Below are 24,368 nucleotides of genomic sequence, written 5' to 3' on the forward strand. Positions count from 1 at the left end.
ATACGCCTCGGCGGCTATTGGCGAGCCTGAGACGCGCGGGCTAGCGCAGCAGCTGGCGGGCTCCCTGTTTGAGCATGGCCCAGCGGTTCGGGTCACCGCTGGCGATGGCGCCGAGGAACGCCCTGGCCTGCTCGAAGCTGATATGGGGCGGCAAAGGCGGCACGCTGGGGTCGGTGACGAATTCCAACACCACCGGGCGATCCGCCTCGAAGGCCTGCTGCCAGGCATCGGCCACCTCGTCCGGGCGATGGATGCGCAGGCCCTTGAAGCCCAGCAACTCGCCATAGCGGGCATAGGGAAAGTCGAGCACGTCCTGGGCCGGGGCGAACTTGGGATCGCCGGCCAGGGCGCGCTGCTCCCAGGTCACCTGGTTGAGATCGCCGTTGTTGAGCACCATGACGATGAAGGTCGGGTTGCTGAATCTCTTCCAGTACTGCTGGAGGGTGACCAGCTCGGCGTTGCCGTTCATCTGCATGGCGCCGTCACCCACCAGGGCGATCACCGGGCGATCCGGATGGGCGAACTTGGCGGCGATGGCATAGGGAATGCCACAGCCCATGGTCGCCAGCTTGCCCGACAGCGAACCCAGCATCTGGCCGCTCATGCGGATGTCACGGGCATACCAGTTGGTGTGGGAGCCGCTGTCGCCGCAGAGGATGGCATCCTGCGGCAGCTGGCTGGAGAGTTCATGGAACACCCGCTGCGGATTGATCGGCTCGGCGGGCGCCAGGGCGCGCTGCTTGATGGAGTGCCAGGAGTCGGCCACGCTCTTTTCGATGCGCGCCCGCCACCTGTCATGGGGTTTGCTCTCCAGCAGCGGCAGCAGGCGCCTCAGGGTCTCGGCGGCATCGCCCAGCAGCGGCTGCTCGATGGGATACCTCATGCTGATGTTGCGCGCGTGCAGGTCGATCTGCACGGCCCGCGCCTGGCCCTCCTGGGGCAGGAATTCGGTGTAGGGAAAGGTCGAGCCGACGATCAGCAGGGTGTCGCATTCCTTCATCAGCAGATCGCTGGCTTCGGTGCCGAGCAGGCCGATGGAGCCGGTGACATAGGGCAGCTCGTCGGAGACCACGCCCTTGCCCAGCAGCGCCTTGGCCACCCCGGCGCTGAGCTTTTCCGCCACCGCCATGACCTCGCTACGCGCCTGGAGGGCACCGGCGCCCACCAGCAGGGCGACCTTCTTGCCGGCATTGAGGATGTCGGCGGCGGCCTGCAGGTCGTCTTCCTGGGCATAGGGGCGCGGCGGAATGGCGCCGGCACCGGAGAGGACATTGGCGTGTTGGTGCGGCGGACTTTCCACCGCCGGCAGTTGCTGGATGTCGTTGGGAATGATCACCGTGGCCACCTGGCGTTCGGCGATGGCCACGCGAAAGGCACGGTCGATGACATGGCGCAGCTGCGCCGGATGCACCACCGTCTCCACGTAGGCGGAGACGTCCTTGAACAGGGTGTGCAGGTCGACTTCCTGCTGGTAGTCGCTGCCAAGCGAGGAGGCTGCCTGCTGGCCGACCAGGGCGACCACCGGCATATGGTCCATCTTGGCGTCGTACAGGCCGTTGAGCAGGTGGATGGCGCCGGGCCCGGAGGTGGCCAGGCAGACGCCGACCTCGCCGGTGAACTTGGCATGGGCGCAGGCCATGAAGGCGGCCATCTCCTCATGGCGCACCCGCACGTAGTCGAACTGGTCGGCCACCCGACCCAGGGCGCCCATGATGCCGTTGATGCCATCGCCGGGATAACCAAAGATGCGCTCGACGTTCCACTGGCCGAGTCGCTCCCAGAGATGGTCGGCTACGGTCTTGCTCATGATGTTCTCCTCGTTGAAGGTCTAGGCTTAGGAAGAAAGGCCCGGACGTTAAGTTCCTGCAGCCGGACCGGGCGCGGGTTAGAATGCGCGGCTGATCATCCGGAGCCTTTCATGAGCGAATCCCGCCTGCGCACCTTGCGCGACCACATCCGCTGGGCCGTCAGCCGCTTCCATGCCGAAGAACTGTTCTTCGGCCATGGCCACGACAACGCCTGGGACGAGGCCCGTGCCCTGGTGCTGGGCGCCGTGCACCTGCCCTGGGACACCGCCGACCGCTACCTGGACTGCGCCTTGGAAGACGACGAGCGCTACGAACTCGGGGTGCTGCTGCACAAGCGCATCCAGGAGCGGGTGCCCACCGCCTATCTGCTCGGCGAGGCCTGGTTCTGCGGCCTGCCGTTCAGCGTCGACGAGCGGGTGTTGGTGCCGCGCTCGCCCATCGGCGAGCTGATCGACGGCCAGTTCGCCCCCTGGCTACCGGCCACGCCGGCGCGCATCCTCGATCTCTGCACCGGCTCGGGCTGCATCGGCATCGCCTGCGCCTATGCCTTTCCCGAGGCCGAGGTGGCCCTGGGCGATCTGTCCTACGACGCCCTCGAAGTGGCCTGGCAGAACATCGAGCGCCACGGCCTGGAAGATCGCGTCTATACCGTCCAGGGCGATGGCTTCGCCGGACTGCCGGGGCAGCGCTTCGACCTGATCGTCAGCAATCCGCCCTATGTGGATGCCGAGGACTTCGCCGACATGCCGGCCGAATACCAGCACGAACCGGCGCTGGGCCTGGCCTGTGGCGAGGACGGCCTGGATCTGGTGCGGCGTATGCTGGCCGAGGCCGCCGATCACCTCACCGAGCAGGGCATCCTCATCGTGGAGGTGGGCAACAGCCAGGTCCACGTCGAGGCGCTCTATCCAGAAGTCGATTTCACCTGGCTCGAATTCGAGCGTGGCGGCCATGGCGTCTTCCTGCTCGCCGCCGCCCAGTGCCGCGAGCACCAGGCGCTGTTCCGCAGCCGTCTGGTCCCCTGATCACTCGCGGTCGCCCGCGGCGGCCGCCCTTTCTTTACCGAGGTCTACCCGTGTTTACCGAACTCGCTCTGCACGAGCGCCTGCTCAAGGCCCTCGATACCCTGGGCTTCAAGACGCCCACCCCGGTCCAGGCCGCTGCCGTGGGCCCGGCCCTGGAAGGCCATGACCTGCGCGTCACCGCCCGGACCGGCAGCGGCAAGACCGCCGCCTTCCTGTTGCCGCTGCTGGATCGCCTGCTCAAGGATCCCAAGCCCCGCTCCGGCGCTCGCGCCCTGATTCTGCTGCCGACCCGCGAGTTGGCCCAGCAGACCGCCAAGGAAATCGAACGCTTCGGCCAGTTCACCTTTCTCAAGGCCGGCCTGGTGATCGGTGGCGAGGACTTCCGCGTCCAGGCCGCCGGCCTGCGCAAGAACCCGGAGATCCTGGTGGCCACCCCGGGGCGGCTGCTGGAGCAGCGCAACGCTGGCAACGTGGATCTCAAGGACATCGAGATGCTGGTGCTCGACGAAGCCGACCGCATGCTCGACATGGGCTTCTCCGAGGACGTGCTGCAGATCGCCGCCAGCTGCGAACGCGAGGGTCGCCAGACCCTGCTGTTCTCCGCCACCAGCGGCGGCAACAGCCTGCGTCAGGTGGTCGAGCAGGTCCTGCGCGAGCCGCAGAACCTCATGCTGGACCGTACCGGCGAATTGAACGAAGCCGTGGTGCAGCAGGTGATCCTGGCCGACGAGCCGCCGCACAAGGAGCGCCTGTTGCAGTGGCTGCTGGCCAACGAGACCTATCGCAAGGCCATCGTCTTCACCAACACCAAGGTACAGGCCGATCGCCTGACCGGCCGCCTGGTGGCCGAGGGCCTCAAGGTCTTCGTGCTGCACGGCGACAAGGACACCAAGGACCGCAAGCTGGCCGTGGAGCGGCTGCAGAGCGGCGCGGTCAAGGTGCTGATCGCCACCGACGTGGCCGCCCGTGGCCTGGACGTCGAAGGCCTCGACCTGGTGATCAACTACGACCTGCCGCGCAGCGGCGACGAATACGTCCATCGCATCGGTCGTACTGGCCGCGCCGGCGAGGCGGGCCTGGCGATTTCCTTCGTCACCCATGGTGACTGGAATCTGATGTCCAGCATCGAGCGCTATCTCAAGCTGAGATTCGAGCGCCGCCAGCTGCCGGGTCTCAAGGCCAACTACAACGGCCCGAAAAAGCTCAAGGCCTCGGGCAAGGCCGCTGGCGTCAAGAAGAAAAAGACCGAGGGCAAGAAGGACGGCAAGGCCAAGACCAAGGCCAAACCCAAGGCCGAGCGCCGCCCCGGTGCCCTGGTACCGACCTCGGCCGACGGCTTCGCGCCGCCGCGCAAGCGCACCCAGGAGTGATCCCGCACTGAGCCGGTTCAAAGTCTGCTGCGCGTCGGCCAAAGGGTGTTGAAAACAGCCTGGGTCGCCAGCCCCGCCTAGGCGGCCCCGTCGCAATGCTTCTTTACCACGTAAACCCGAGCGCGGGTCTGATCCGCTTTCTCAGCTACTTTCGTAAGGCCGTCTAGGCCTGCTTTGGCTCTAACTCGCTATGCTTTGCACAGGCTCTAAGAAGCATGAACTGCCTTGGGAACTCCGGAGGCTCTTTGGTGTGAGTCATGCCGCTTGGGCCGACGCTGATAGTGGATTGCTTCGGCTTCTGCCGGCGGCCCATGCTCATCCGCTTACTGCTCCCTAACCTTGTGATCGTTTGGATTTGATTCTCAACAAACCCTAATGCCTGCACCCTTTTAGCATGAGGAAGACGAATACCCCGAGGCTTCCCATCATGGCCGAGCAGGTCATCAGCAACACGCTATGCGTTGTCGAAAAGGCCTCGCTGGCAGCCTTAATCAATGCCCCACTCTGAGGCGCTATCAGACCTTGGGCTACGATATAGCTGTCGCCGATTGATCGCATCGCACGGTCAGCCAAAGGCTGAGCAAGGTCCACCGGCAGTTCAAGCATATGGGCGAACACTACGGACATAAACATACCGAAAAAAGTGATTCCCAGCGCTGTCCCCAGCTCATAGGCAGTCGCTTCCAATGATCCCGCTGCTGCACCTTTGCTGGCTTCTACCGAACCCAGGATTGCAATAGAGGCAGTTGTCAGCCCTATACTAAGTGTGAGGCCCAGCAAGGCCAGTATTGCAGGTACCAAGAAACCCGGTTGGTGTAGGTCAGCCGAGGCCATTAAGGCCATGGTCATCGCGCACAGCCACAAGGAAACACTGGCCACCCAGCGCAGGCTGCCGAGTCTGATAAGATAGCCGGCCAATGGCCCACCCAAGGCCGCAGCAGCCATGATCGGAATCATGAAGGTGGCGGCCTGCAGCGGCGTTTTTCCCAGCATGTACTGAAGTTCCTGTGCAAGCGTAAGCTCCACGCCGGTTAGCGTGCCGCACGTCACCATCGCCATGGCAATCCCGGCCACGATTGCAGGCTGGTTGAACAGCGACAGCTCCAGCATGGGCGTGGTCGAATGCAATTGCAGCCGCACGAAGATACTCAGCAGAGCGACTCCTAGCAGCGCGATCGGCACAGCCAGGGCCAGAGGTTGAGTAGCGCCGAATGCGGCCTTTACCCCGTAAATCAACGCCAGCATTCCTGCGATCAAGAGCAATGCCTGGCCAGGTGCCCAATCGGAAGGAGTGGTCTGCTGGTCTCGGTCAAGTAACAGCAACACCAGGGGCGCAACTACTAGCATGATCGGGACATTGACCAGAAAGACCGCTCCCCACCAGAAGTACTCCAGCAGCGCGCCACCAATCAGCGGCCCAAGTGCTGCACCAGCGGCAGCGACCATACTCCACAAACCCAGCGCCGTAGCACGCTCTTGCTCATCTTCGAACGTGCGGCGAATGATGCCCAGCACGCATGGCATGATCATCGCGCCACCAAAAGCCAGAAGCACGCGGGCAGCGATGAGCCAGGTAGTGGTCGAAGCCAGGGCTGCCAACAGCGATGCAACTCCGAACACTACCAAGCCGATCAGGAGCAGACGACGGTTGCCTAGGCGATCGGCTAGCGTTCCCATGGGCACCAGCAGACCTGCCATCAGCAATGGATAGATGTCCATTATCCACAGGACTTCGGCGGCAGAAGCCCCCAGCGCCAGGGTCAGGGTGGGCATGGCTACAGTAAGTATGGTCATGTCCAGAACCACGGGTAGGAAAGCGAGCATGATCGCGACAAGGGCAAGCCAGTGACGGGGATTGGCTACATGCATAGCTCCTTTCCTTTCGAAGCCCTAAACCGGCAGCGTTACGTACCTATGACAATGCCACTCTTTACCTTACGAAAAAGATTCCAACACCGTAACGCACACAGTAACAAAACGGTCATCTGGATTGCTCTTCAGATGTCACATGTCACGTTAGCCAATCACATTTGGCTCCCTCGTTTTACACGATTTTTTTAATTTCCATCAAACTGTTAGGCCAATTCATACAACTCGAAACATTTTCCGATTTGGAAAATCCTCTGCGGAAGGTAATTATTTTCTTGCGCCGAAGAAAAGGCTTCCAGGCGTGTTTCAACCCATCGTCTGCACGGGCGGACACACAACTTTGCTCAGATCATTGCAGCGATTCACAATGATTGTGTGGCTGTGCGTGCGGGCAAATCTTTTTGCCAATCCTTTTAGAAGGAAAATGCAACATGAACTTCGAAATGGACATGCTGAAAGCAGGTGATCGCCCTGATGCCCTGAAGACGGGCGTGCGACCGGATGCCCTCAAGGCCGGGGTTCGCCCGGACGCCATGAAGGCGGGTGTACGGCCCGACGCGATGAAGGCAGGCGTGCGACCTGACGCCTGAGTGCGGTAAGCGCCGGCCGCTGCGAGTTGCAGCGGCCGGTCATTTCAACAGCGAGTAGCGTTGCTTTCGATTAGCGAAGGAACTTCTCGATATGTTTGAAGCAAAATTATGGGACGATTTTGATCAAAAGACCGCAGGGGGCCGAGCACCCTACTTGTTCGAATCCATTCTGCCGATACATAAAGGTTTTTCCGGCCCTGAAGTAGTTGAACAAGCATTTTATGATCTGGCCGAGCAATCTGACAGGAAAACTACCGATAGCCGTATTCGTATTTATGATGGTGAACAGCGTCGGGATGACCTCATTGAGCAGGCCTACCGTCAACTACGCCTCAATGGCGAAACGCTGGTCGCATTTATGCAGCGCCTTACTGCAAGGACGCGGTTCAGTCTGGTAATCAACAATCTCGAACAGATCAGCCCTCGCCTGGCAGCAGACTTTGGTCGCTTCATTCGCTCATTTTTCGCGTTTCGCGGCATGCCCGTGGGTGGCGTGGAGCAAGCAGCGTTTTGCGGCAATTATGCGGGCACTGCATTCGGTATACACGAAGGCTTCGAGCACGCGTTTCTTTGCCATCTGGGCCCCGGCGTGAAGGAATTTTACTGCTGGACTCGCGATGAATACATTGCCCTAGCCGGCGGCCGGGCGCCCACCTTCGCTGGTGCCAGCGCATACGACGCCTTGCTCAAGACCGGCAAACTGTTCTTGCTCAAGCCTGGGGACGTGCTGTACCTGCCGGCGTCGGTTTATCACATCGGACGCCAGGACGAGTATTCAGTATCGGTGGCCCTGCCATTCTACACCTATCCACTGACGCGCTTTCTTTCACGTCGGGTGATCCCGGAGCTCAGTGAGCAGAGTCTGCCATTCGACCAGGAAGGTATCTCCGACCTGCTTCCTTTCGGTAATCGCAATCCGCTGCTGGTGCCGCTCGGGCAGTTGCTGGACGACAACTTGCGGCGCTGGAGCGACGGTGCGCTACACGAGTACCTCGGTTACCACTGGCACCGACTGATCAGCAACGGCGGCTGGGAGCTGCCACGGCGCATCTCGGCCAAAGTCTGCGAGGAAGGCCCGTTGCAGGAGCCGTTGCCCATCCAGATAGGCCAGCGCATCCGCCTGCGTGAACCCTTGCACGTCAGCCACCAGGCAGCTCTAGGCTGCTCTGCTGCTCAACGGCGTGTGTTTGCCGGAGCACGCAGTGTGGTCATTGATGACCCGCACGCCAGACAGGTCGCCTGGCTGGAGCAACTGAACAGCTATGACTCTGTGCCGGTGGAAACTGAGCAACAGCGTGAAGCCTGCCGGGCGCTCTCGCGTACCGGTAGTCTCGAACTGGTTTGAACTGGTGAAGGAGCGTCGAACATGTACAGAAGTTTCCCCAGTCTCGTCGACGAGGCACTGGCTCAGGCAACGCATACGCGCCAGATCTTCGAACAGGCAATCAGCGAAGGCCGGGCGGTCATTTCCGGTGAGCGGCTGATCATCGAACACCTCGATCCATTGATCGAGGCTCTTTACCAACAGATCTGGCAACGCGTCGATCCTGCCGCCCTGACCGCCGAACAGGCGCGTCTGTACATTGGCGAGCTGTCAGTGTTCGCCCGTTACAATTCGACCCTGTTGCTGCGTGCGGCCGATACCGTGCGCGGCTTCTGTCCCGAGCTGGCACAGGAACTGACGCGCAACTATCTCGAGGAAGGGGGTGAGCGCGGCAAGCTACCCGCTCACTACGTGGTCTTCAGCGGCGCGCTGATTGCCGACCTCGGCTTCAGAGTCAATGGTTGGATGCCCAGGGCCGCGTCCACCCGCAGCCTAGTGTCAATGATCGATGTACTGGCCTGGTCCCATTGCCCTTCCACCATCCTCGGCATGTACTACGCCACCGAAGCAGTGGCGATTGCCGAAACCCGTCTGCTGCAAGCGATCACCGACCGCCTCGGCGTGGTACTGGGGCGTGGCCAGGGTGCCGATCTGCCCAGGTTACACGACTATTACCGCATGCATCTGGACGAGGAACACGAGGCTGCCACTGGCAAAGTGGCGGTCGAGCAAGGGCACCAGGATGGCATTGCTCGTTTCATTCGCCAGGCCCAGTTGTTCGGCTTCCTGCAGCCGCAAGTCATCGACGGTTTCCTGCAGATGCTCACCCCGTTCGTCGATCAATGGGTAGAACTGAGTACGCTGATCGACGCCGCGCGTGACGGCAAGGACTAGTCCCATGAAAGTCACTGCTCATACCGGTGGTTGCCTGTGCGGCCGCATTCGGTTCAGCGCCAAGGGCGAACCGCGATTTCCGCATACCTGCTCGTGCAGCATGTGCCAACGCCACTCGGGTAGTCTCACCCTGTGCTGGGTGGAGTTTGACAAGGCCGACGTCGAATGGACCGGGGAAGGTGGCATACCGGCGCTGTACCGCTCTTCGGAGCAATCCAGCCGTGCGTTCTGCCCTACCTGCGGCAGCAGTCTCGGCGCCATTGACGACGCGCCCACTGTCGGCCTGCTGCTGGGCTGTTTCGACGCTAAGGGCGACAAGGCACTGCGCCCGACGTCCCATTCATTCACTTCGTCCCGGCCTCGCTGGTGGAAGATCAACCCGCAACCCTGAGTCGACCGCGACCGGTCAAGATACTCGCCAAGGAGTGTGCATGGCCCCCGACATACATCCCGTGATCTACAAGGCTCGGATGCTGCAGCGTATTCGCAGGTTGCTCGACAGCGAAGGCTACCTGGAGATCATGACGCCGATTCTACGCCGCTACCCCGGCGATGCAGATCGTCCTCGCCTGCAACTGAGCGACGGCCGGTGGCTGCGCGAGTCCTCGGCCTTCGCTCTGCGTTGCAACCTGCAGCACGCACCGGCGATCTACGAACTGGCAGCCTGTTTCAGGCCAGACGAGCTCGATAGCACCCACCTACCCGAATTCACCATGCTCGATCTCTATCGTCAGGAGGCCAGCCTGGGCGAAATGCTCGAACTAGCCTGTCGACTGGTCCGCACCTTCTACAAAGGCCAGATCGAGACCTTGTCGTTCGCCGGCCACCTGTTCGAAGACCTAGGCATAGACCTGTTCAGCGATCCCGGCGCTAGTGAGGCCCTGGTGCGCAAGTTTCGCCAAATGTATAACAAGCCGGACATCTCCCCCCTGTGGTTGATTGATCGCTACATCACCGAGCAGATCGAGCCGCTATCGCGGGGACGCTGCATGGTGGTAACCGACTTCCCGCTGTTGCCGGAAGTGCGCGCCCGGCGTCGGGACGGCCAGGGTGCCATCGTTGAGCGTTTCGAGATCCTCATCGATTGCGTGGAAGTGGTCCACGGCTACACCGACGAAGACGATCCGGAACGCTTCGAGGCCCAAGCTCGCCATCTCGCCAGTTTCGGTCCTGAGGACGCGATCATGTGCGACTTGATGCGTGACGGCAGCGTTCCACCACGCAGCGCGGGCTTCGGCATCGGCATTGAGCGCCTGTGCCGCATGGCACTGGGCCTGGACAGTGTCGAACCGTTGCGCACATCACTGCCCTTCACCGCGCCCTGAGCCCCTCTGCGAGGACTTCACATGCCGACACTCGATCACGTGCTGCCCTTGGCGCTGCTTGCCTCACTGATCCTCGTAGTGCCTGGGCCTACTAATACCTTGTTGTTCTCCGCTGGGGTGCAACGCGGCTTGTGGCGGGCCTTGCCGCTGGTAGGTGCAGAGGCGGCAGGCTACGCCCTATCGATCCTGGCCTGGGGCAGCTTGCTGCTGGCCTACGGAGCAGACCGGCCCTGGCTTCTCATTGCCATGAAATGGCTGTGCGCGGGCTACCTGCTATGGCTGGCTACCCGCCTATGGCGCAGTAGCGTATCTCGCCTGGTCTCCAATCAGCAGTGCGCTGGCGGGCTGGAGGTGTTTCTTGCAACCTTGCTCAACCCCAAAGCGTTTCTGTTCGCCAGCAGCGCATTTCCATTGACAGCATTCCAGTCACTGCCGCAGTTCGTCTGGTTCATGGGTGTTTTCCTGCTGGTGCTGATTCCAATCGGCAGTCTGTGGACCTGCCTGGGCCACCTCCTAACCCTGCGCCGAGCCTGGTCAAGGTATACCGGCAGATTCCTGCGCTGCGCCTCAGTCCTGCTGATGCTGTTCTCAGCATCAATTGCCTATTCGGCGCTGGAAGGGCAAGACACTCACTCCAAGCAGGTTGCGATGGGACGTGTCCTACTACCGCTGGCCTAACTCGGCAAGGAGACATCTGATGAGCTGGAAACCGGTGGCCAGCCTCCTGGTCGGTTTGAGCGGCTTTTTGTTGAGCACGGCGGTCAGCTCCGCTGGTACCCTAACCCTGTACAACTGGGAGAGTTACACCAGCCCCGAACTGCTGGCTAGCTTCGAGCAGGCCTATGACATCAAGGTCCGGCTGATCGAGTACCGCACCAGCGAAGCGGCTTTATCCGAGATTAGAGATGGCACAGTTCAGGCCGATCTTGCCGTGGTCGCCAGCAACTTTCTGCCTGCCTGGCGCGAAGCGAAGCTGCTACGTCCAAGTGGCGCCATCGACCTGGCCAACTACCGATATGTACAGAAGGCGTGGACCAATCCGCCCTTCGATCCAGAACGCATGTATTCAGTCCCTTGGGCATGGGGCATAGTAGGGGTGACAGTGCACGCCGACCGTTATGAAGGCGACATCAATACCTGGTCGGTGGTGCTGGATCCACCCGAAGCGCTGAAGGGCACCATCAACATCGGTGCCGACCCAAACGAGGTGATCTACGCCGCGGTACGCATGCACGGCGGGCGCATGTGCGATGCAGAGCCGGCGTTGATGTCCAAAGTACGGACAACCTTACTCAAGGCACGCCCGACGTGGAAGGCTATGGACTATGGCAGCGTGGAAATGATGGCCAGTGGGCACTTCCAGGCAAGCATCGACTGGAATGGAGCCGCCTTGCGCCAGCGCCTGGCCAACCCACATGTTCACTTCGGACTACCGCGTGAAGGCACTCAAGTGTTCAGCGACAGTCTGGTTCTGCTGGCCGAGGCTCGGAACGTGGAAAATGCCAGGCTGTTCATGAACTTCATACTATCCCCGCGCAACGCTGCGCTGAATTCGAGTTTCCACGGCTATGACACCGGAATTGAAGGTGCCGACATGTTCCTTTCAGAGGAACTTAGAAGCGCGCCGGAACTGAATATTCCTAAAGCAGTGCTGGACAGTGCCGAGTACACAGTGGCTTGCCCACCAGAGGTGCAGGAGCTTTATGCCAAGGTATGGGATGAACTGCAGCACTAGCACTGGCCAGCAGACACTGTGCAGTGAGCTTTGTGTGGCGCCAGCTCGCATTCGCTCGAAGCCGACTTGGTCAAGGTTTTTCATGAAGTAACGCTTGGCATTTCATTGCAGCAATAGGGCTTTAAAAGGCATCCCCTTCAAGGTCTTTTTAGCCGCGCCTTGCTCGAGTACGCGAGCGGTGGACGCATGAGCGCGAGCAACGGAGCTGTCGACGTAGCTTTTGCCCTGCGGCCTTGGGTTTTCGTTTGGACGTGGCCGACTGCTTGGGGTTCGCTTGTCCAGCAGCAAGTGCTCGACGAGTTGGCCGGGGGCGTCGTCTGCGCGCGATTGATTCTGCGGCGCTAGCAGGCGCAGCATTGGCCCGTAGTCGGCGGCGATGTCCACGGCTATGTGGTAGGTGGACACGTCCAGCTCCGGATGACTGTGGCGACGCGCATGCTTGATGAGCTGTTTGAGTAGGGCTAGCACGTTGTAGGCCAACACTGCCACAGTGAAGCCCTTCAAGGCGGCACGTGGATGGCCCAGCATCTTCATATCGCTGTTAAGCACCGACTCTAGGCGCCCGAACAGGCCTTCGATGCGCCGTCGCTTGCGGTACAGTGCCGCGGAGGGTGGCCGCTTCGATCTCATGGGGCATGTTGCTCCATAGCACGAAGGTCTTATCGCCGGACTCGGTGGGCGTGTGCAGCGTGATCTCGATGCGGCGCCAGTGCCGCAGGGCGCCTTTAGGGAGCTCGGCCTGTTCGATGAACTGCTCGCGCATGTGCCCGGTCTAAGTGTCGATCTGCTCGTTCCATGGGGCAGTGGGTCGCGGCTTGGGGCGGCGCGCACGCTCGCGCACGATGCAGCCTGCCCCTCGTTCGGTCAGTCCTTAAACGATGGCCTGGGTGCTGAAGTGCCGGTCGCCGATCCACACCTGCTTGTCCTGGGCCTTCACAAGGAGCAGGGCCGGGGCGCTTGCTCTCATAGGCGTCTTCGCACGCCACGATGTCGCACACCAGCGCACTGTCCGCGTCGTAGATCACTAGCGCGTGCCCCGGCAGTGCCGCACCACGAAAGCCGCATAACGGCGCCAGCCGTTTCTCGCTGGCCTGAAGGTAACTGCCGGCTGCCGTCGAGCTACCGCAGTTGCCAGCCCCGGCAGGTTCTGCCGCCCATGAAGACCGTGTACTAACAGGCAAGGCTCGGTCCAACGCCTGGTGCGCCATCACCGCACCAAGGGCTTGCTATTCGAATCTCTCAACGACTTCTTTCCAGATGAGGTTGCGCTCCTAAGTTCCACGAACATCCCGTGATAGGGGCAGTTAAGATCATCAAGGATGGAAAAACTTGAAATGGATGGTTCTGAGGGTTAGCTCTTGGCCGCGCCATCGAACAGCTGGAATACCGGGGCCCGGCGCGCCGGGCGCTGCAGATCCGGTTGCTGGACCAGCAGCCAGGCCTGCAATTCCGGTTCCGCCATGGGCTTGCCGATCCAGAAGCCCTGGCCTTCGTCACAGCCCATGGCCAGCAGGCTGGCCAAAGCCTCGGCGGTCTCTATGCCCTCGGCGGTGATGCGAAAGCCCAGCTGATGGGACAGTTCGATCAGCGAGCTGACGATCAGCCGATCCTTGGTGCGATGGGTCAGCTCGCGGACGAAGCTGCGGTCGATCTTGATGGTGTCGGCCGGCAATTCGCGCAGGTGCGAGAGGTTGTTGTAGCCGGTGCCGAAGTCGTCGATGGCGATACCGATGCCCAGCTCACGTAGCGCCGCCAGCTGCCGATGGATCAGGGCCACATCGCCCAGCAGGGCATTCTCGGTGACCTCCAGTTCCAGGCGCCGGGGATTGACCGGATAGCGCTGCAGCAGGTCGGTGGTGTGCTCGGTGAAGTCCGGATCGTTCAGATCATGGGCCGAGATGTTGATCGCCACCCCCAGCCCTCGTCCTTCGCGTTGCCAGGCATAGGCCTGGCCGATGGCTTGCTGCATCACCCAACGACTCAGGGCGGTGATCAGCGCGGTCTTTTCCGCCAGCGGAATGAATTCCGCCGGACCGATCGGGCCCAGGTGCGGATGCTGCCAGCGCAGCAGCGCCTCGACGCTATGACAGCGACCGGTGGCCAGGTCGATACGCGGCTGGTAGACCAGGCTGAGTTGGTCGTCGGCGCGCAGCGCCTGGGGCAGGGCGCTGAGCAGGGCGAAGGCGCGGCGGTAGGCGGCGTCGTGCTGCGGATCAAAATGCCGGCAGCCGCGCATCTCGGCGCGGGCATCGTCGGCGGTGGCGATCAGGGCGCGCAGCCAGTCGGTGGGATGATCGTCGGTCAGGGACATCACCCCCAGGCCCAGGCGGGTCTGGATGGGAATGCCATTGTAGTCGAGCACCCCTGTCAACTCCTGCTGCAGGCGTTCGAGCAGCGCCTGTTGCGCGGCTTCGTCGGTATCGTGCAAGAGAAAGCCGAAGCGTGCCGGCCCCAGGCGATACAGCGGTTGTTCAGCCGGCAGCAGGCGGCGCAGGTGTTGCTTGATGGCGCGTTGCAGGCCATCGAAATGGGCCTGGCCCATGGCCTTGATGAAGTCGTTGAGATAGCTCTGGGCGAACAGGTCGGCCGCCACGGCCACCACCGGGGTGCCGGCGCGGATCAGGCCTTCGGCGTCTTCGATGAAACGCTGGCCATTGGGCAACTGGGTGACCGGATCCCAGAAAGCCTCGGTACGCAGCAGTTCGATGTGCTGGCTGGCGAGGGCTGCCAGCTGCTGCAGGCCCAGCAGCCGGTCTTGCGACAGGGCGGCCCGCGGCGCCGAATCGAACAGGCACAGACTGCCGAGCATCAGCCCCTCGGCCGTGCGCAGTGGTGCGCCCAGATAGTATCGGATATTGGGCTCGCCCTTTACCACCCTCAGGCCAGCGAAGCGCACGTCGTGGCGAGCGTCTTCCACCTGCAGCGGCAGAGCGGTCTCCTGCAGGTGCTGGCAGAACGACTGCGAACGCGGCACGGTGAAGGGCTCACAGCCCACCGTGGCCCGGCAGTGGACCTGCTGGCCGTCAAGAAAGCAGATCATGGCGTAAGGGACATCGAACAGCCGTGCGCAGAGGGCGGTGAGGTCCTGAAAGGCACGGTCGGAAGGACGGTCGATCAAGGCGAGATCGCGCAGCAGTGCAAGACGCTGGCGTTCATTGGCCGCAGTGAGTGGAGCAGGCTCCATAGCAACGTCTCGGTGCGCTGTAGTAGCAGATTGCTACTTAGAGCGTGATCGGGTCGAGAGTTCCCTCACCACCCGCCTCACACTCTGCTAGTCGTCATTTATCTGTCGAAAGGCTCAGGCCGCGAAGTAGAAGACGGCGAACAGCGCCTGGGGGTCGGTCCACACCCGCACCTGTCTGAAACCGGCGTCTTCGGCCAGCGCGCGAAAACTCTCGAGGCTGTACTTGTAGGAATTCTCGGTATGCAGACGTTCGCCTTCACGGAAGGCGAAGCGGTGACCTTCGAGACGTACGGTCTGGTCGCGGGTGCTGACCAGGTGCATCTCGATGCGCGCCTGTTCTTCGTTGAAGAAGGCCAGGTGCCGGAAGCGCTGTGGATCCAGATCGGTATCTAGCTCGCGGCGGATGCGTTCGAGCAGGTTGAGATTGAAGGCGGCGGTCACCCCGGCGGCATCGTTGTAGGCCGCATCCAGCCGCGCCCGATCCTTGATCAGGTCGACCCCGATCAGCAGGCCACCGGTCGCTGGCAGCATCCGGTGCAGATTGCGCAGGAAGACGCTGGCCTCCTCGGGCGTGAAATTGCCGATGCTTGAACCCGGAAAGAAGGCGATGGGCCGCAAGCCGTCGAGACTGTCGGGCAGGGTCATGGGTCGACTGAAGTCGGCGCAGGCAGCGCTGACGTCCAGCCAGGGGTAGTCGGCCGCCAGCCGCTGGGTGCTGCTGAGCAGGAATTCCCGGGAGATGTCGATGCCCAGGTAGCCAGCCGGGTGCATGGCTTCCAATAGCAGGCGTACCTTGCGACTGGCGCCGCTGCCCAGTTCGACCAGGGCGGCATCACGGCCGGCCAGGCGGGCGATCTCGGCCGCAGCCTTGGCGAGGATGGCTTCTTCGGTGCAGGTGGGGTAGTACTCGGGCTGGCGGGTGATGGCCTCGAACAACTCGGAGCCGCGCTGATCGTAGAAGTACTTGGGCGACAGCGCCTTGGGGGTCTGGGCAAAGCCCTGGAGCACGTCGTCCCGCAGCGAGCTGTCGGCGACGGTCACCGGTTGCTGATCGAAGAAGCGCACCGCTAGAGCCATGGGTCAGACCTCTCTGGCCAGGCGCAGACCGGAGAACTGCCAGCGCATGGTGGGATAGAAGAAGTTGCGATAGGTGGCGCGCACATGGTCCTGGGGCGTGGCGCAACAGCCACCGCGCAGGACCATCTGCCCGGACATGAACTTGCCGTTGTACTCGCCCAGACTGCCCGGCAGCGGCTTGAAACCGGGGTAGGGACGGAAGGCGCTGCCGGTCCATTCCCAGACATCGCCGAACAGCTGGCGCATGCCCTGACCTTCGCCGGCGACCGGTTGCAGGTGATCCTGCTCGACGAAGTTGCCCTGGATCGTCTGGCGCGCCGCCACGGTTTCCCATTCCGCCTCGGTGGGCAGCCGGGCGCCGGCCCAGCTGGCGTAGGCATCGGCCTCGTAGAAGCTCAGGTGGCAGACCGGCGCCGCGGGGTCGACGGGGGTCAGGCCGCCCAGGGTGAAGTGGTGCCAGACACCATCCAGCTTCTGCCAGTACAGTGGCGCCTGCCAGCCGAGGCTGCGGATGGCCGCCGCGCCGTCGGACAGCCAGAGATCACTGCGGCCATAGCCGTTGTCTTCGATGAAGGCCAGGTATTCGCCATTGGTGACCAGGCGATCGGCCAGCTGGAAGTCGTCGACGAATTGCCGGTGGACCGGCGTCTCGCAATCGAAGGCGAAGCCTTCGCCACCATGGCCGACGTGACGGACGCCGCCTGGATGGCTTTCCCAGCCCAGGGGCGCCACCGGAGCTGCGGCGCCCTTGACCAGGTCGGCGCGATAGACCGGATGCAACGGGTTCTGCGCCAGGATGTGCTTGATGTCCATGAGCAGCAATTCCTGGTGCTGCTGCTCGTGGTGCAGGCCTAGCTCCAGGCGTCGGGCGATCTCGGCGGCGTGCTCGGCCGGCGGGGCGCTGAGCAGGTCGGCCATGGCCGCGTCCACCGCCGCCCGGAAACGATAGACGTCGTCCACGCCGGGCCGTGACAGGTGCCCGCGGGCCGCCCGCGGAAAGGGCTTGCCGTGGGTCTCGTAATAGGAGTTGAACAGGTAATCGTAGGCCGGATTGGGCGTCTGGTAACCCTTGAGGAAGGGCTTGAGGATGAACGCCTCGAAGAACCAGGTGACGTGGGCCAGATGCCATTTCGGCGGACTGACGTCGGCCATGCTCTGGATCACGTAATCCTCGACGGTGAGCGGGGCGCAGAGCGCCTCGCTGGCCCGGCGCACGCGCTGATAGCGGTCGAGCAGGGTGGTGGCGGTGTCACTCGCTGCGGGCAGCGCGCGGGCGAGAGGATTCATGGCGTTCTCCCTGGTCGGCCTTTTGGTTGTCAGGAAACCGACCGGGCGCCATGGGTTTAGTTCGCCCGCTCAGGACGGGCGGTCTCGCTTGCCGCTCTCTACCACCAGGTTTCCAGCTGCACACCGAAGTTGTTGCCGTGGCGGGCATCGCCGAAGGCGCCGCTGTCGGATAGCGCCGTGCCAGCTACCGCAGCGTCCTGGGCGCCGCGGTTCCAGCTGGCGTAGGTCCAGTAGAGGCGGATCTCCGGACGGTCCATCAGCCCCATGCCGCCCAGCGCCAGGGTCGGCGCGACGGTGACCTTGTTCAGCTTGCGGGTGGCCCCGCTATCGGGGTGGATCTGGTCGTGGCCGAACTCCACCTGCAGCTTGAACAGCCGGGTGAAGGCGTAACTGGGCCGCACCCCGAAGGAATACCAGGTCTGGCCACCATCGCCCGGCGCCCGGTCGCGCTGGTAGAGCGCCAGCAACTGGCCGCCGAAGCGCGGGGTGAGCTGCCAGCGCGGCGATTCGAGCACGCGCAGGCTTTCGTAATCCTGGTCGGCGGTCAGGCTGCCGGTGGCGCCCAGTCCGGTGCCCGGGCCGCGACCGTACTGCACGGTGAAGACATTGACCCCGCCGAAGAACTGCGCCTGCTTGTGCTCGGCGGTAGCCGACCAGCCGCTGTGGGCGTTCTGCACCTGGCCGGCGCGCTGGATATAGGACAGCCCCAGTTCGATCTCGCCGCCGGGATTGGTCTTGATGCCGCCCAGGTTGAGGTCATGGCGGTTGGCCTTGTCCGGCTGGTCGATGTTGTCCTCGCGACTGAAGGCATAGCTCAGCCGCATACCGCTGTCGCCCAGGCCATAGTCCTCCACGCCGAAGCCGGTGCCGCTCGGATTCCAGTAGTAGAAGTCGTTGATATGGATGTCGTGACGCTTGTAGTAGCGGCGGCCGGCCCAGAGACCGCCACCATTGAGTGCCGGCAGGCTGAGGCTGGTCCAGATCTGCGGCAGGCGCACGTTGCCATTGTCGCCGCTGAAGGTCGGCGTCTGGTCGTAGACGTTGTAGAGGCTGGCCATGCCGTGCACCTTGAGTTCGGTGCCGTCGACGCCCTTGTACAGCGTCTGGTGCAATTCGAGTTCCCAGTAGGTCTCGCATTCGTTACCCAGGCGGTATTTGGCCGGTGCGCCGGGCAGCTGGAAGCAGCTCTGCTTGCCACCTTCCGCGGCGCCGCCGACACCTACCCGGCCGTAGCCACTGAATTCCAGTGCCGCGGCGCTCAGCGGCAGACCGGCCAGCAAGGCAAGGCAGGACGCAGTACCGGCCTGGCGGAGAACTCTACTCATCCCAAAAATCCCTGTGTGGTTGGCGAACGCCGATCGGACCTGGCGTCAGGTCCACAAGTTGCGTGAAAACCCAAGCCATTCAAGAGCTTGGATCGGTTCCACCGCTACGGTGAAGGGGGTCGCAAGCGGCGGCCTAAAGAGAATGGTTGACGACCATGCCCTCCGCTGGCGACGCTGGGTTTTTTGGTCAAGGAAAGTATTACAAGATGAAACCGACGCTGCTGATGGCCCCGCAATTGCCCCAGGGACTGGTAACCCAGCTAGAAGCTCATTACCAGGTACTCGGGCCCTTTTCGCCGACCGATCCTATGGCGCTGCCCGTCGGTGCCGAGGAGGCGGTGGCGCTGCTGACCATTGGTGGCCTGCCGACCCGTGCCGCCCTGCTGGACGCTCTGCCGGCGCTACGCCTGGTGGCCTGCTACGGCACCGGCTACGAAGGCGTGGAGCTGGCCGCCTGTCGCGAGCGCGGCATCGCGGTGACCACCGCCGGCGACGCCAATGCCACCGCCGTGGCGGAATTCACCTTTGGCCTGATCCTGGCCAGCGCGCGTTGCCTGCTGCAGGGCGACACCTTCGTCCGCAGCGGCCGCTGGCAGAGCAACGCCGTCGAGCGCATGCCCCAGGTGCCGGGCCTGGCCGGGCGACGCCTGGGCATCTATGGCCTGGGCGAGATCGGTCGGCGCATCGCCCGCCGCGGCGAGGCTTTCGACATGGAGATCGGCTACTTCAATCGCTCGCCCCGTGCGGAACTGGACTACCTCTACCACGGCAGCCTATTGGAGCTGGCGCGCTGGAGCGATGTGCTGGTGGTAGCGGTCCGCGCCAGCGCCGAGACCGTGGGCGCGGTGGATACCGAGGTCCTGGCCGCACTCGGCGCCGAAGGCCACCTGGTCAATATCTCTCGTGGCAGCGTGGTCGACGAAGAGGCCCTGGCCGACGCCCTGGAGCAGGGGGTGATCGCCGGCGCGGCGCTGGATGTCTTCGCCCGCGAACCCGAGGTGCCCGAGCGCCTGCGTCAGCAGCCCAACCTGGTGCTCAGCCCCCACGTTGCGGCCAACGCCGCCTCGGCCCAACAGGCCCAGCAACAGGTCATGCTGGCCAACCTCGAAGCCATGCTGGAGGGGGGCGAATTGCGCAATCGCATCACCTGAGCCGCCGGTCGGCTTGGGTTGAGGCTCCCAGTACCCACTCCCATATTGGGGGCATGACCTCAATATCGCCTGCCGCCGCCAGTCTGGCGGACTTTCACGACGCGCCGCGCAGCTGGTTCACGACGCGCTTTCCCGCCCCGACCGAGGCGCAACGGCAGGCCTGGCCGGCCATTCGCGCCGGCGCCTCGGTACTGGTGGCGGCCCCCACCGGTTCGGGCAAGACCCTGACCGCCTTCTTTGCCGTGTTGGATGGCCTGGTGCAGGAGGCCTTGCAGGAGGGTGGCCTGCCCGAGGCCTGCCTCTGGCTCTATGTGTCGCCGCTCAAGGCCCTGTCCAACGACATCCGCCTCAATCTCGAAGACCCCCTGGCTGGCATCAGCGCGGCGCTGGAGGCGCAAAACCTACCGCCCCTGGCGTTACGCACGGCGGTGCGCACCGGAGACACGCCACAAAAGGAGCGGGCGGCCATGCGCCGGCGGCCACCGCATCTGTTGGTCACCACCCCAGAATCCCTTTATGTGCTGCTCGGTTCGGACTCCGGGCGACGAATGCTGGCCAGCGTGCGTGGCGTCATCGTCGACGAGATCCATGCCATCGCCGATGGCAAGCGCGGCAGTCACCTGACCCTGAGCCTGGCGCGACTGGAGGCCCTCACCGGGCGTTCGCTGCAACGCATCGGTCTGTCCGCCACCCAGAAGCCGCTGGCCGCGGTGGCTGCCTTTCTGGTCGGCCGCGATGCCCAGGGGCAGGCCCGGCCCTGTACGGTGATCGACATCGGCCACCAGCGTGCTCGCGATCTGGCCCTGGAGGTGCCGCCCATTCCCCTGGAGGCAATGCTCTCCACCCAGGCCTGGGAGCTGGTCTACGACCGCCTGGCCGAGCTGGCCGAGGCACACCGCACCACCCTGGTGTTCGTCAACACCCGCCGCCTGGCCGAGCGCATGGCGCGCCAGCTCTCGGACCGCCTCGGCAACGCCCAGGTCGCCGCCCACCACGGCAGCCTGGCCAAGGAACAGCGACTGGACGCCGAACAGCGCCTCAAGCGCGGCGAATTGCGCCTGCTGCTGGCGACCGCCTCCCTGGAGCTGGGCATCGACATCGGCGATGTCGATCTGGTCTGCCAGATCGGCTCGCCAGGCTCCATCGCCGCCTTTCTGCAACGGGTCGGGCGGGCCAACCACCAGGTCGGCGGCCTACCCAAGGGCCGGCTGTTTCCCACCTCGCGGGACGACCTGGTCGAGTGCGTGGCGCTGCTCGACTGCGTGCGCCGTGGTGAGCTGGATACCCTGCACATCCCCGTGGCGCCGCTGGATGTCCTGGCGCAGCAGCTGGTGGCCGAGGTGGCCTGCCAGGAGTGGTCCGAAGCCGGCCTGCTGGCCGTGCTGCGCCAGGCCGAGCCCTATGCCGGGCTGAGCGAAGCCGACTACCGAGCCGTGGTGGAGATGCTCAGCCAGGGCTATACGGATCGCCGCGGTCCGCGGGCGGCCTACGTCCATCGGGATGCGGTCAATGGACTCCTGCGCGGCCGCCGGGGCGGCAAGGCGACTGCGGTGATGAGCGGCGGCACCATCCCGGAGAGCGGCGACTTCAGTGTGCTGCTCGAACCCCAGGGCCATACCGTCGGCAGCGTCAACGAGGATTTCGCCTTCGAAAGCCTGGTGGGCGACGTCTTCCAGCTGGGCAACACCGCCTACCGCATCGTCAAGATCGAAGGCAGCAAGGTGCGGGTGGAGGATGCCAAGGGGCAGCCGCCCAACATCCCTTTCTGGCACGGCGAGGCGCCGGGGCGCAGCGATGAATTGTCTGCAGGCCTGGCGCGGCTGCGGGCGGAGTTCGAACCGCTGCTGCCCGGCACCGACGAGCCGCCGGAACCGGCCATCGCCCGCATCGGCGCGGCCTATGAGCTGGAGGAGGGTGCCGCCCGCCAGTTGGTGGACTATCTGGGTCGTGCCCGGCAGGCGCTGGGTGCGCTACCGACGCAGCAGACGCTAGTGATGGAGCGCTTCTTCGACCAGGCCGGCGGGATGCAGCTGATCATCCATGCGCCCTTCGGCAGCCGCATCAACCGCGCCTGGGGCCTGGCCCTGCGCAAGAGATTCTGCCGCAACTTCAATGTGGAGCTGCAGGCGGCGGCCACGGAGAATGCCCTGATCCTCTCCCTGGCGACGAGCCACAGCTTCGTCCTCGACGAGGTCTGGCGCTACCTGCATCCGGCCACCGCCGAGACCGTGCTGATCCAGGCCCTGCTCGATGCGCCACTGTTCGCCGTGCGCTGGCGCTGGAATGCCACCACGGCCCTGGCCCTGCCGCGCTTCAGCGCCGGGCGCAAGGTGGCGACCCAGGTGCAGCGCATGCGCAGCGAAGACCTCCTGGCCACGGTCTTTCCCGATCAGGTCGCCTGCCTGGAGAATCTCGCCGGCGAGCGCCAGGTACCTGATCACCCGCTGGTCCGCCAGACCCTCGACGACTGCCTCCACGAGTCCCTCGACAGCCGTGGCTGGCTGGCGCTGCTGGCGCGCATCGCCTCTGGCCAGCTGACCCTGCTCACCCGCGACCTGCCCGGGCCGTCACCACTGGCCGCCGAGGTGCTCACGGCCAAGCCCTATGCCTATCTGGACGATGCCCCGGTCGAGGAGCGGCGGACGCTCGCGGTGCAGAATCGCCGCTTCGGCGGCGCCGAGCCCGACGAGTTGGGCGCCCTGGATCCCGCCGCGATCGCTCTAGTGCGCGAAGAAGCCTGGCCACGGCTGGAAAGTGCCGACGACCTGCATGAAGCCCTGTTGGGCGTCGGCTTTCTCACCGAGGCCGAGTTGGCACCGCACCAGACCCAGGCCCGCCAGCTGGTCAAAGCCGGCCGAGCCGGGCGGCTGCGGCTGCCGGAGCTCACCCTGTGGATCGCGGCCGAGCGCCTGCCGTTCTTTCAGGTGCTGTTTCCCGATACCCCCACGGAGCCGCTGCTCAGTCCTCCGCCCGGATTCAAGGCGCCGGTGGATCCTGAGGGGGCGCTGGTGGAACTCCTGCGCGCGCGTCTGACCGCCCTCGGTCCGGTGGACCAGGATCTGCTGGCCGCCAGCCTCGGGCTCCCGCCGGCGCGTCTCACGCCGGCCCTGCTGGCCCTGCAGGGCGAAGGCTATGTGCTGCAGGGGCGCTTCACCGAGGCAGGCAGCGCCGTGGAGTGGTGCGAGCGCCATCTCCTGGCGCGGATCCATCGCTATACCCTGGGGCGACTGCGCAAGGCCATCGAGCCGGTGCCGCTGGCCGACTACCTGAGATTCCTCCTGGAGCACCACCATCTGACCGGTCCGGCGACCCTGAGAGGTAACGAGGGCCTTGAGCAGGTCATCGGCCTGCTGGAGGGCTTCGAGGTCGCCGCCGCCGGCTGGGAAGGGGAGGTCCTGCCCAGTCGTCTACCGGATTACCAGTTTACCCACCTCGATGATCTCTGCCGCGCTGGTCGGGTCGTCTGGCTGCGCCTGCCGCAACCCGGACGCGGAGGCGGCGGCCCGGTCAAGGGGTCACCCATCGTCCTGCTGCCCCGGCGCCACCTGGCCGACTGGAACAGCCTCACCGCGCCCCCGCTGGCCGAGGCCCTGTCGCCCAAGGGGCAGCGGGTGCTGGAGGTGCTGACGCGTCGCGGCGCCTCCTTCTTCGATGAGCTGCTCGGCGAGGCGCGCCTGTTGCGCAGCGAGCTGGAAACGGCCCTGGGCGAGTTGGTTGGTAGGGGCGCGGTCAACGCCGACAGCTTCGCCGGTCTGCGCGCCCTGTTGCTACCAGCAGCCAAGCGCGGCAGCCGCACCGGTCTGCGCCGCGGGCGAATGCCTCTTTATGGCGGCATGGACGACGCCGGGCGCTGGGCGGCCTTGCGACTGGCCGAGGCCCCTACTGAGGAGCGGTTGCCGGATGCCCTGCTGGAGCGGCTGGTCGGGCTGTTGCTGCGCCGCTATGGCGTGCTCTGCTGGCAACTGCTGCAGCGTGAGAGCGAGGTGTTGCCCCCCTGGCGCGATCTCTTGCGCGCCTGCCATCGTCTGGAGGCTCGTGGCGAGATCCGGGGCGGTCGCTTCATCGCCGGCTTGTCCGGCGAACAGTTCGCCGATCCGGCCGCCATCGCACCCTTGCGGGAATGGCGCCAGCGGCTGCCGGAGGATCTGTGGGTATGCGTGTCGGCGCTGGATCCGCTCAATCTGGTCGGCACCTTGCTGCCGGGCGCCAAGGTGCCTGCCGTGGCCGGCAATCGCCTGCTCTATCGCGATGGCGTACCCATCGCCACCCGGGTAGGAGCGAAGATCAATTGGCTGGTCGAGCTGGAGGCCGGGGAACAGGTGCGGGCGCGGCAGGCCCTGCAGCAACTGGGGCGGGAACGTCCCCAGGTGGGGCTTGGGCGCAGTCTATTGCGGCAGTAGCGGA

19 protein-coding genes are annotated in these 24,368 nt (G+C 64.2%); 11 read left to right on the forward strand and 8 right to left on the reverse strand.

Annotated elements, in window-relative coordinates; translation table 11 throughout:
- Window positions 1-40 precede the first annotated feature (40 nt).
- A complete protein-coding gene (locus tag LRS53_RS03225; RefSeq protein ID WP_231354913.1) occupies window positions 41-1,807 on the reverse strand; it encodes a thiamine pyrophosphate-requiring protein in 1,767 nt (588 codons plus the stop codon).
- Window positions 1,808-1,918: 111 nt separating this feature from the next.
- On the opposite strand from LRS53_RS03225, the gene prmB reads away from it, so the two are divergent.
- Together prmB and LRS53_RS03235 are read left to right on the forward strand one after the other, a co-directional pair.
- Entirely contained in the window at window positions 1,919-2,833 is a 915-nt protein-coding gene (prmB, locus tag LRS53_RS03230; protein ID WP_231354914.1) for a 50S ribosomal protein L3 N(5)-glutamine methyltransferase, read from the forward strand.
- Between the two features lie 50 nt (window positions 2,834-2,883).
- Window positions 2,884-4,203 (forward strand): DEAD/DEAH box helicase, encoded by a 1,320-nt coding sequence (locus tag LRS53_RS03235; protein ID WP_231354915.1) that lies wholly within the window; start codon window positions 2,884-2,886, stop codon window positions 4,201-4,203.
- 372 nt (window positions 4,204-4,575) lie between these two features.
- Here the strand turns inward: LRS53_RS03235 and LRS53_RS03240 are convergent, their stop codons facing one another.
- On the reverse strand, window positions 4,576-6,072 hold the full coding sequence (locus tag LRS53_RS03240; protein ID WP_231354916.1) for an MFS transporter: 1,497 nt from the start codon (window positions 6,070-6,072) through the stop codon (window positions 4,576-4,578).
- 431 nt (window positions 6,073-6,503) lie between these two features.
- Between LRS53_RS03240 and LRS53_RS03245 the strand changes: the two genes are divergently transcribed.
- From LRS53_RS03245 to LRS53_RS03275, 7 genes are all read left to right on the forward strand, one after another.
- Entirely contained in the window at window positions 6,504-6,662 is a 159-nt protein-coding gene (locus tag LRS53_RS03245) for a hypothetical protein (protein ID WP_231354917.1), read from the forward strand.
- 91 nt (window positions 6,663-6,753) lie between these two features.
- Window positions 6,754-8,007 carry a cupin domain-containing protein gene (locus LRS53_RS03250; protein WP_231354918.1) on the forward strand — a complete coding sequence of 418 codons (1,254 nt, stop codon included), beginning with the start codon at window positions 6,754-6,756 and terminating at the stop codon, window positions 8,005-8,007.
- Between the two features lie 21 nt (window positions 8,008-8,028).
- Complete coding sequence (locus tag LRS53_RS03255) at window positions 8,029-8,880, forward strand: DUF3865 domain-containing protein (protein WP_093252426.1); 852 nt, start codon at window positions 8,029-8,031, stop codon at window positions 8,878-8,880.
- 4 nt (window positions 8,881-8,884) lie between these two features.
- Window positions 8,885-9,271 carry a GFA family protein gene (locus tag LRS53_RS03260; protein WP_231354919.1) on the forward strand — a complete coding sequence of 129 codons (387 nt, stop codon included), beginning with the start codon at window positions 8,885-8,887 and terminating at the stop codon, window positions 9,269-9,271.
- 40 nt (window positions 9,272-9,311) lie between these two features.
- Window positions 9,312-10,205 carry an amino acid--tRNA ligase-related protein gene (locus LRS53_RS03265; RefSeq protein ID WP_064308966.1) on the forward strand — a complete coding sequence of 298 codons (894 nt, stop codon included), beginning with the start codon at window positions 9,312-9,314 and terminating at the stop codon, window positions 10,203-10,205.
- A gap of 21 nt (window positions 10,206-10,226) precedes the next feature.
- Window positions 10,227-10,883, forward strand: a complete 657-nt coding sequence (locus LRS53_RS03270) for a LysE family translocator (RefSeq protein WP_231354920.1) — start codon at window positions 10,227-10,229, stop codon at window positions 10,881-10,883.
- A gap of 19 nt (window positions 10,884-10,902) precedes the next feature.
- Window positions 10,903-11,940 (forward strand): extracellular solute-binding protein, encoded by a 1,038-nt coding sequence (locus LRS53_RS03275; RefSeq protein ID WP_231354921.1) that lies wholly within the window; start codon window positions 10,903-10,905, stop codon window positions 11,938-11,940.
- Window positions 11,941-12,042: 102 nt separating this feature from the next.
- Here the strand turns inward: LRS53_RS03275 and LRS53_RS03280 are convergent, their stop codons facing one another.
- From LRS53_RS03280 to LRS53_RS03305, 6 genes are all read right to left on the reverse strand, one after another.
- The gene (locus tag LRS53_RS03280; protein WP_064308969.1) at window positions 12,043-12,474 is read right to left on the reverse strand and encodes a hypothetical protein; all 432 of its coding nucleotides are present in this window, start codon (window positions 12,472-12,474) and stop codon (window positions 12,043-12,045) included.
- Window positions 12,475-12,481: 7 nt separating this feature from the next.
- Complete coding sequence (locus LRS53_RS03285; protein WP_026083987.1) at window positions 12,482-12,703, reverse strand: hypothetical protein; 222 nt, start codon at window positions 12,701-12,703, stop codon at window positions 12,482-12,484.
- A 588-nt stretch (window positions 12,704-13,291) separates the two neighbouring features.
- Entirely contained in the window at window positions 13,292-15,124 is a 1,833-nt protein-coding gene (locus LRS53_RS03290; protein ID WP_064308970.1) for a putative bifunctional diguanylate cyclase/phosphodiesterase, read from the reverse strand.
- A 114-nt stretch (window positions 15,125-15,238) separates the two neighbouring features.
- A complete protein-coding gene (gene egtD / locus LRS53_RS03295) occupies window positions 15,239-16,201 on the reverse strand; it encodes an L-histidine N(alpha)-methyltransferase (RefSeq protein WP_231354922.1) in 963 nt (320 codons plus the stop codon).
- A gap of 3 nt (window positions 16,202-16,204) precedes the next feature.
- Complete coding sequence (gene egtB / locus LRS53_RS03300; protein WP_231354923.1) at window positions 16,205-17,488, reverse strand: ergothioneine biosynthesis protein EgtB; 1,284 nt, start codon at window positions 17,486-17,488, stop codon at window positions 16,205-16,207.
- Window positions 17,489-17,586: 98 nt separating this feature from the next.
- Window positions 17,587-18,813 (reverse strand): maltoporin, encoded by a 1,227-nt coding sequence (locus tag LRS53_RS03305; protein ID WP_231354924.1) that lies wholly within the window; start codon window positions 18,811-18,813, stop codon window positions 17,587-17,589.
- A gap of 206 nt (window positions 18,814-19,019) precedes the next feature.
- On the opposite strand from LRS53_RS03305, the gene LRS53_RS03310 reads away from it, so the two are divergent.
- Together LRS53_RS03310 and LRS53_RS03315 are read left to right on the forward strand one after the other, a co-directional pair.
- Window positions 19,020-19,964, forward strand: a complete 945-nt coding sequence (locus tag LRS53_RS03310) for an NAD(P)-dependent oxidoreductase (RefSeq protein ID WP_231354925.1) — start codon at window positions 19,020-19,022, stop codon at window positions 19,962-19,964.
- Window positions 19,965-20,017: 53 nt separating this feature from the next.
- Window positions 20,018-24,364 carry a DEAD/DEAH box helicase gene (locus LRS53_RS03315; RefSeq protein ID WP_231354926.1) on the forward strand — a complete coding sequence of 1,449 codons (4,347 nt, stop codon included), beginning with the start codon at window positions 20,018-20,020 and terminating at the stop codon, window positions 24,362-24,364.
- Window positions 24,365-24,368: the final 4 nt, after the last annotated feature.

Source organism: Pseudomonas sp. PLB05, from assembly GCF_021106615.1.
In the GTDB taxonomy this organism is placed as follows: Bacteria; Pseudomonadota; Gammaproteobacteria; order Pseudomonadales; family Pseudomonadaceae; genus Chryseomonas; species Chryseomonas benzopyrenica.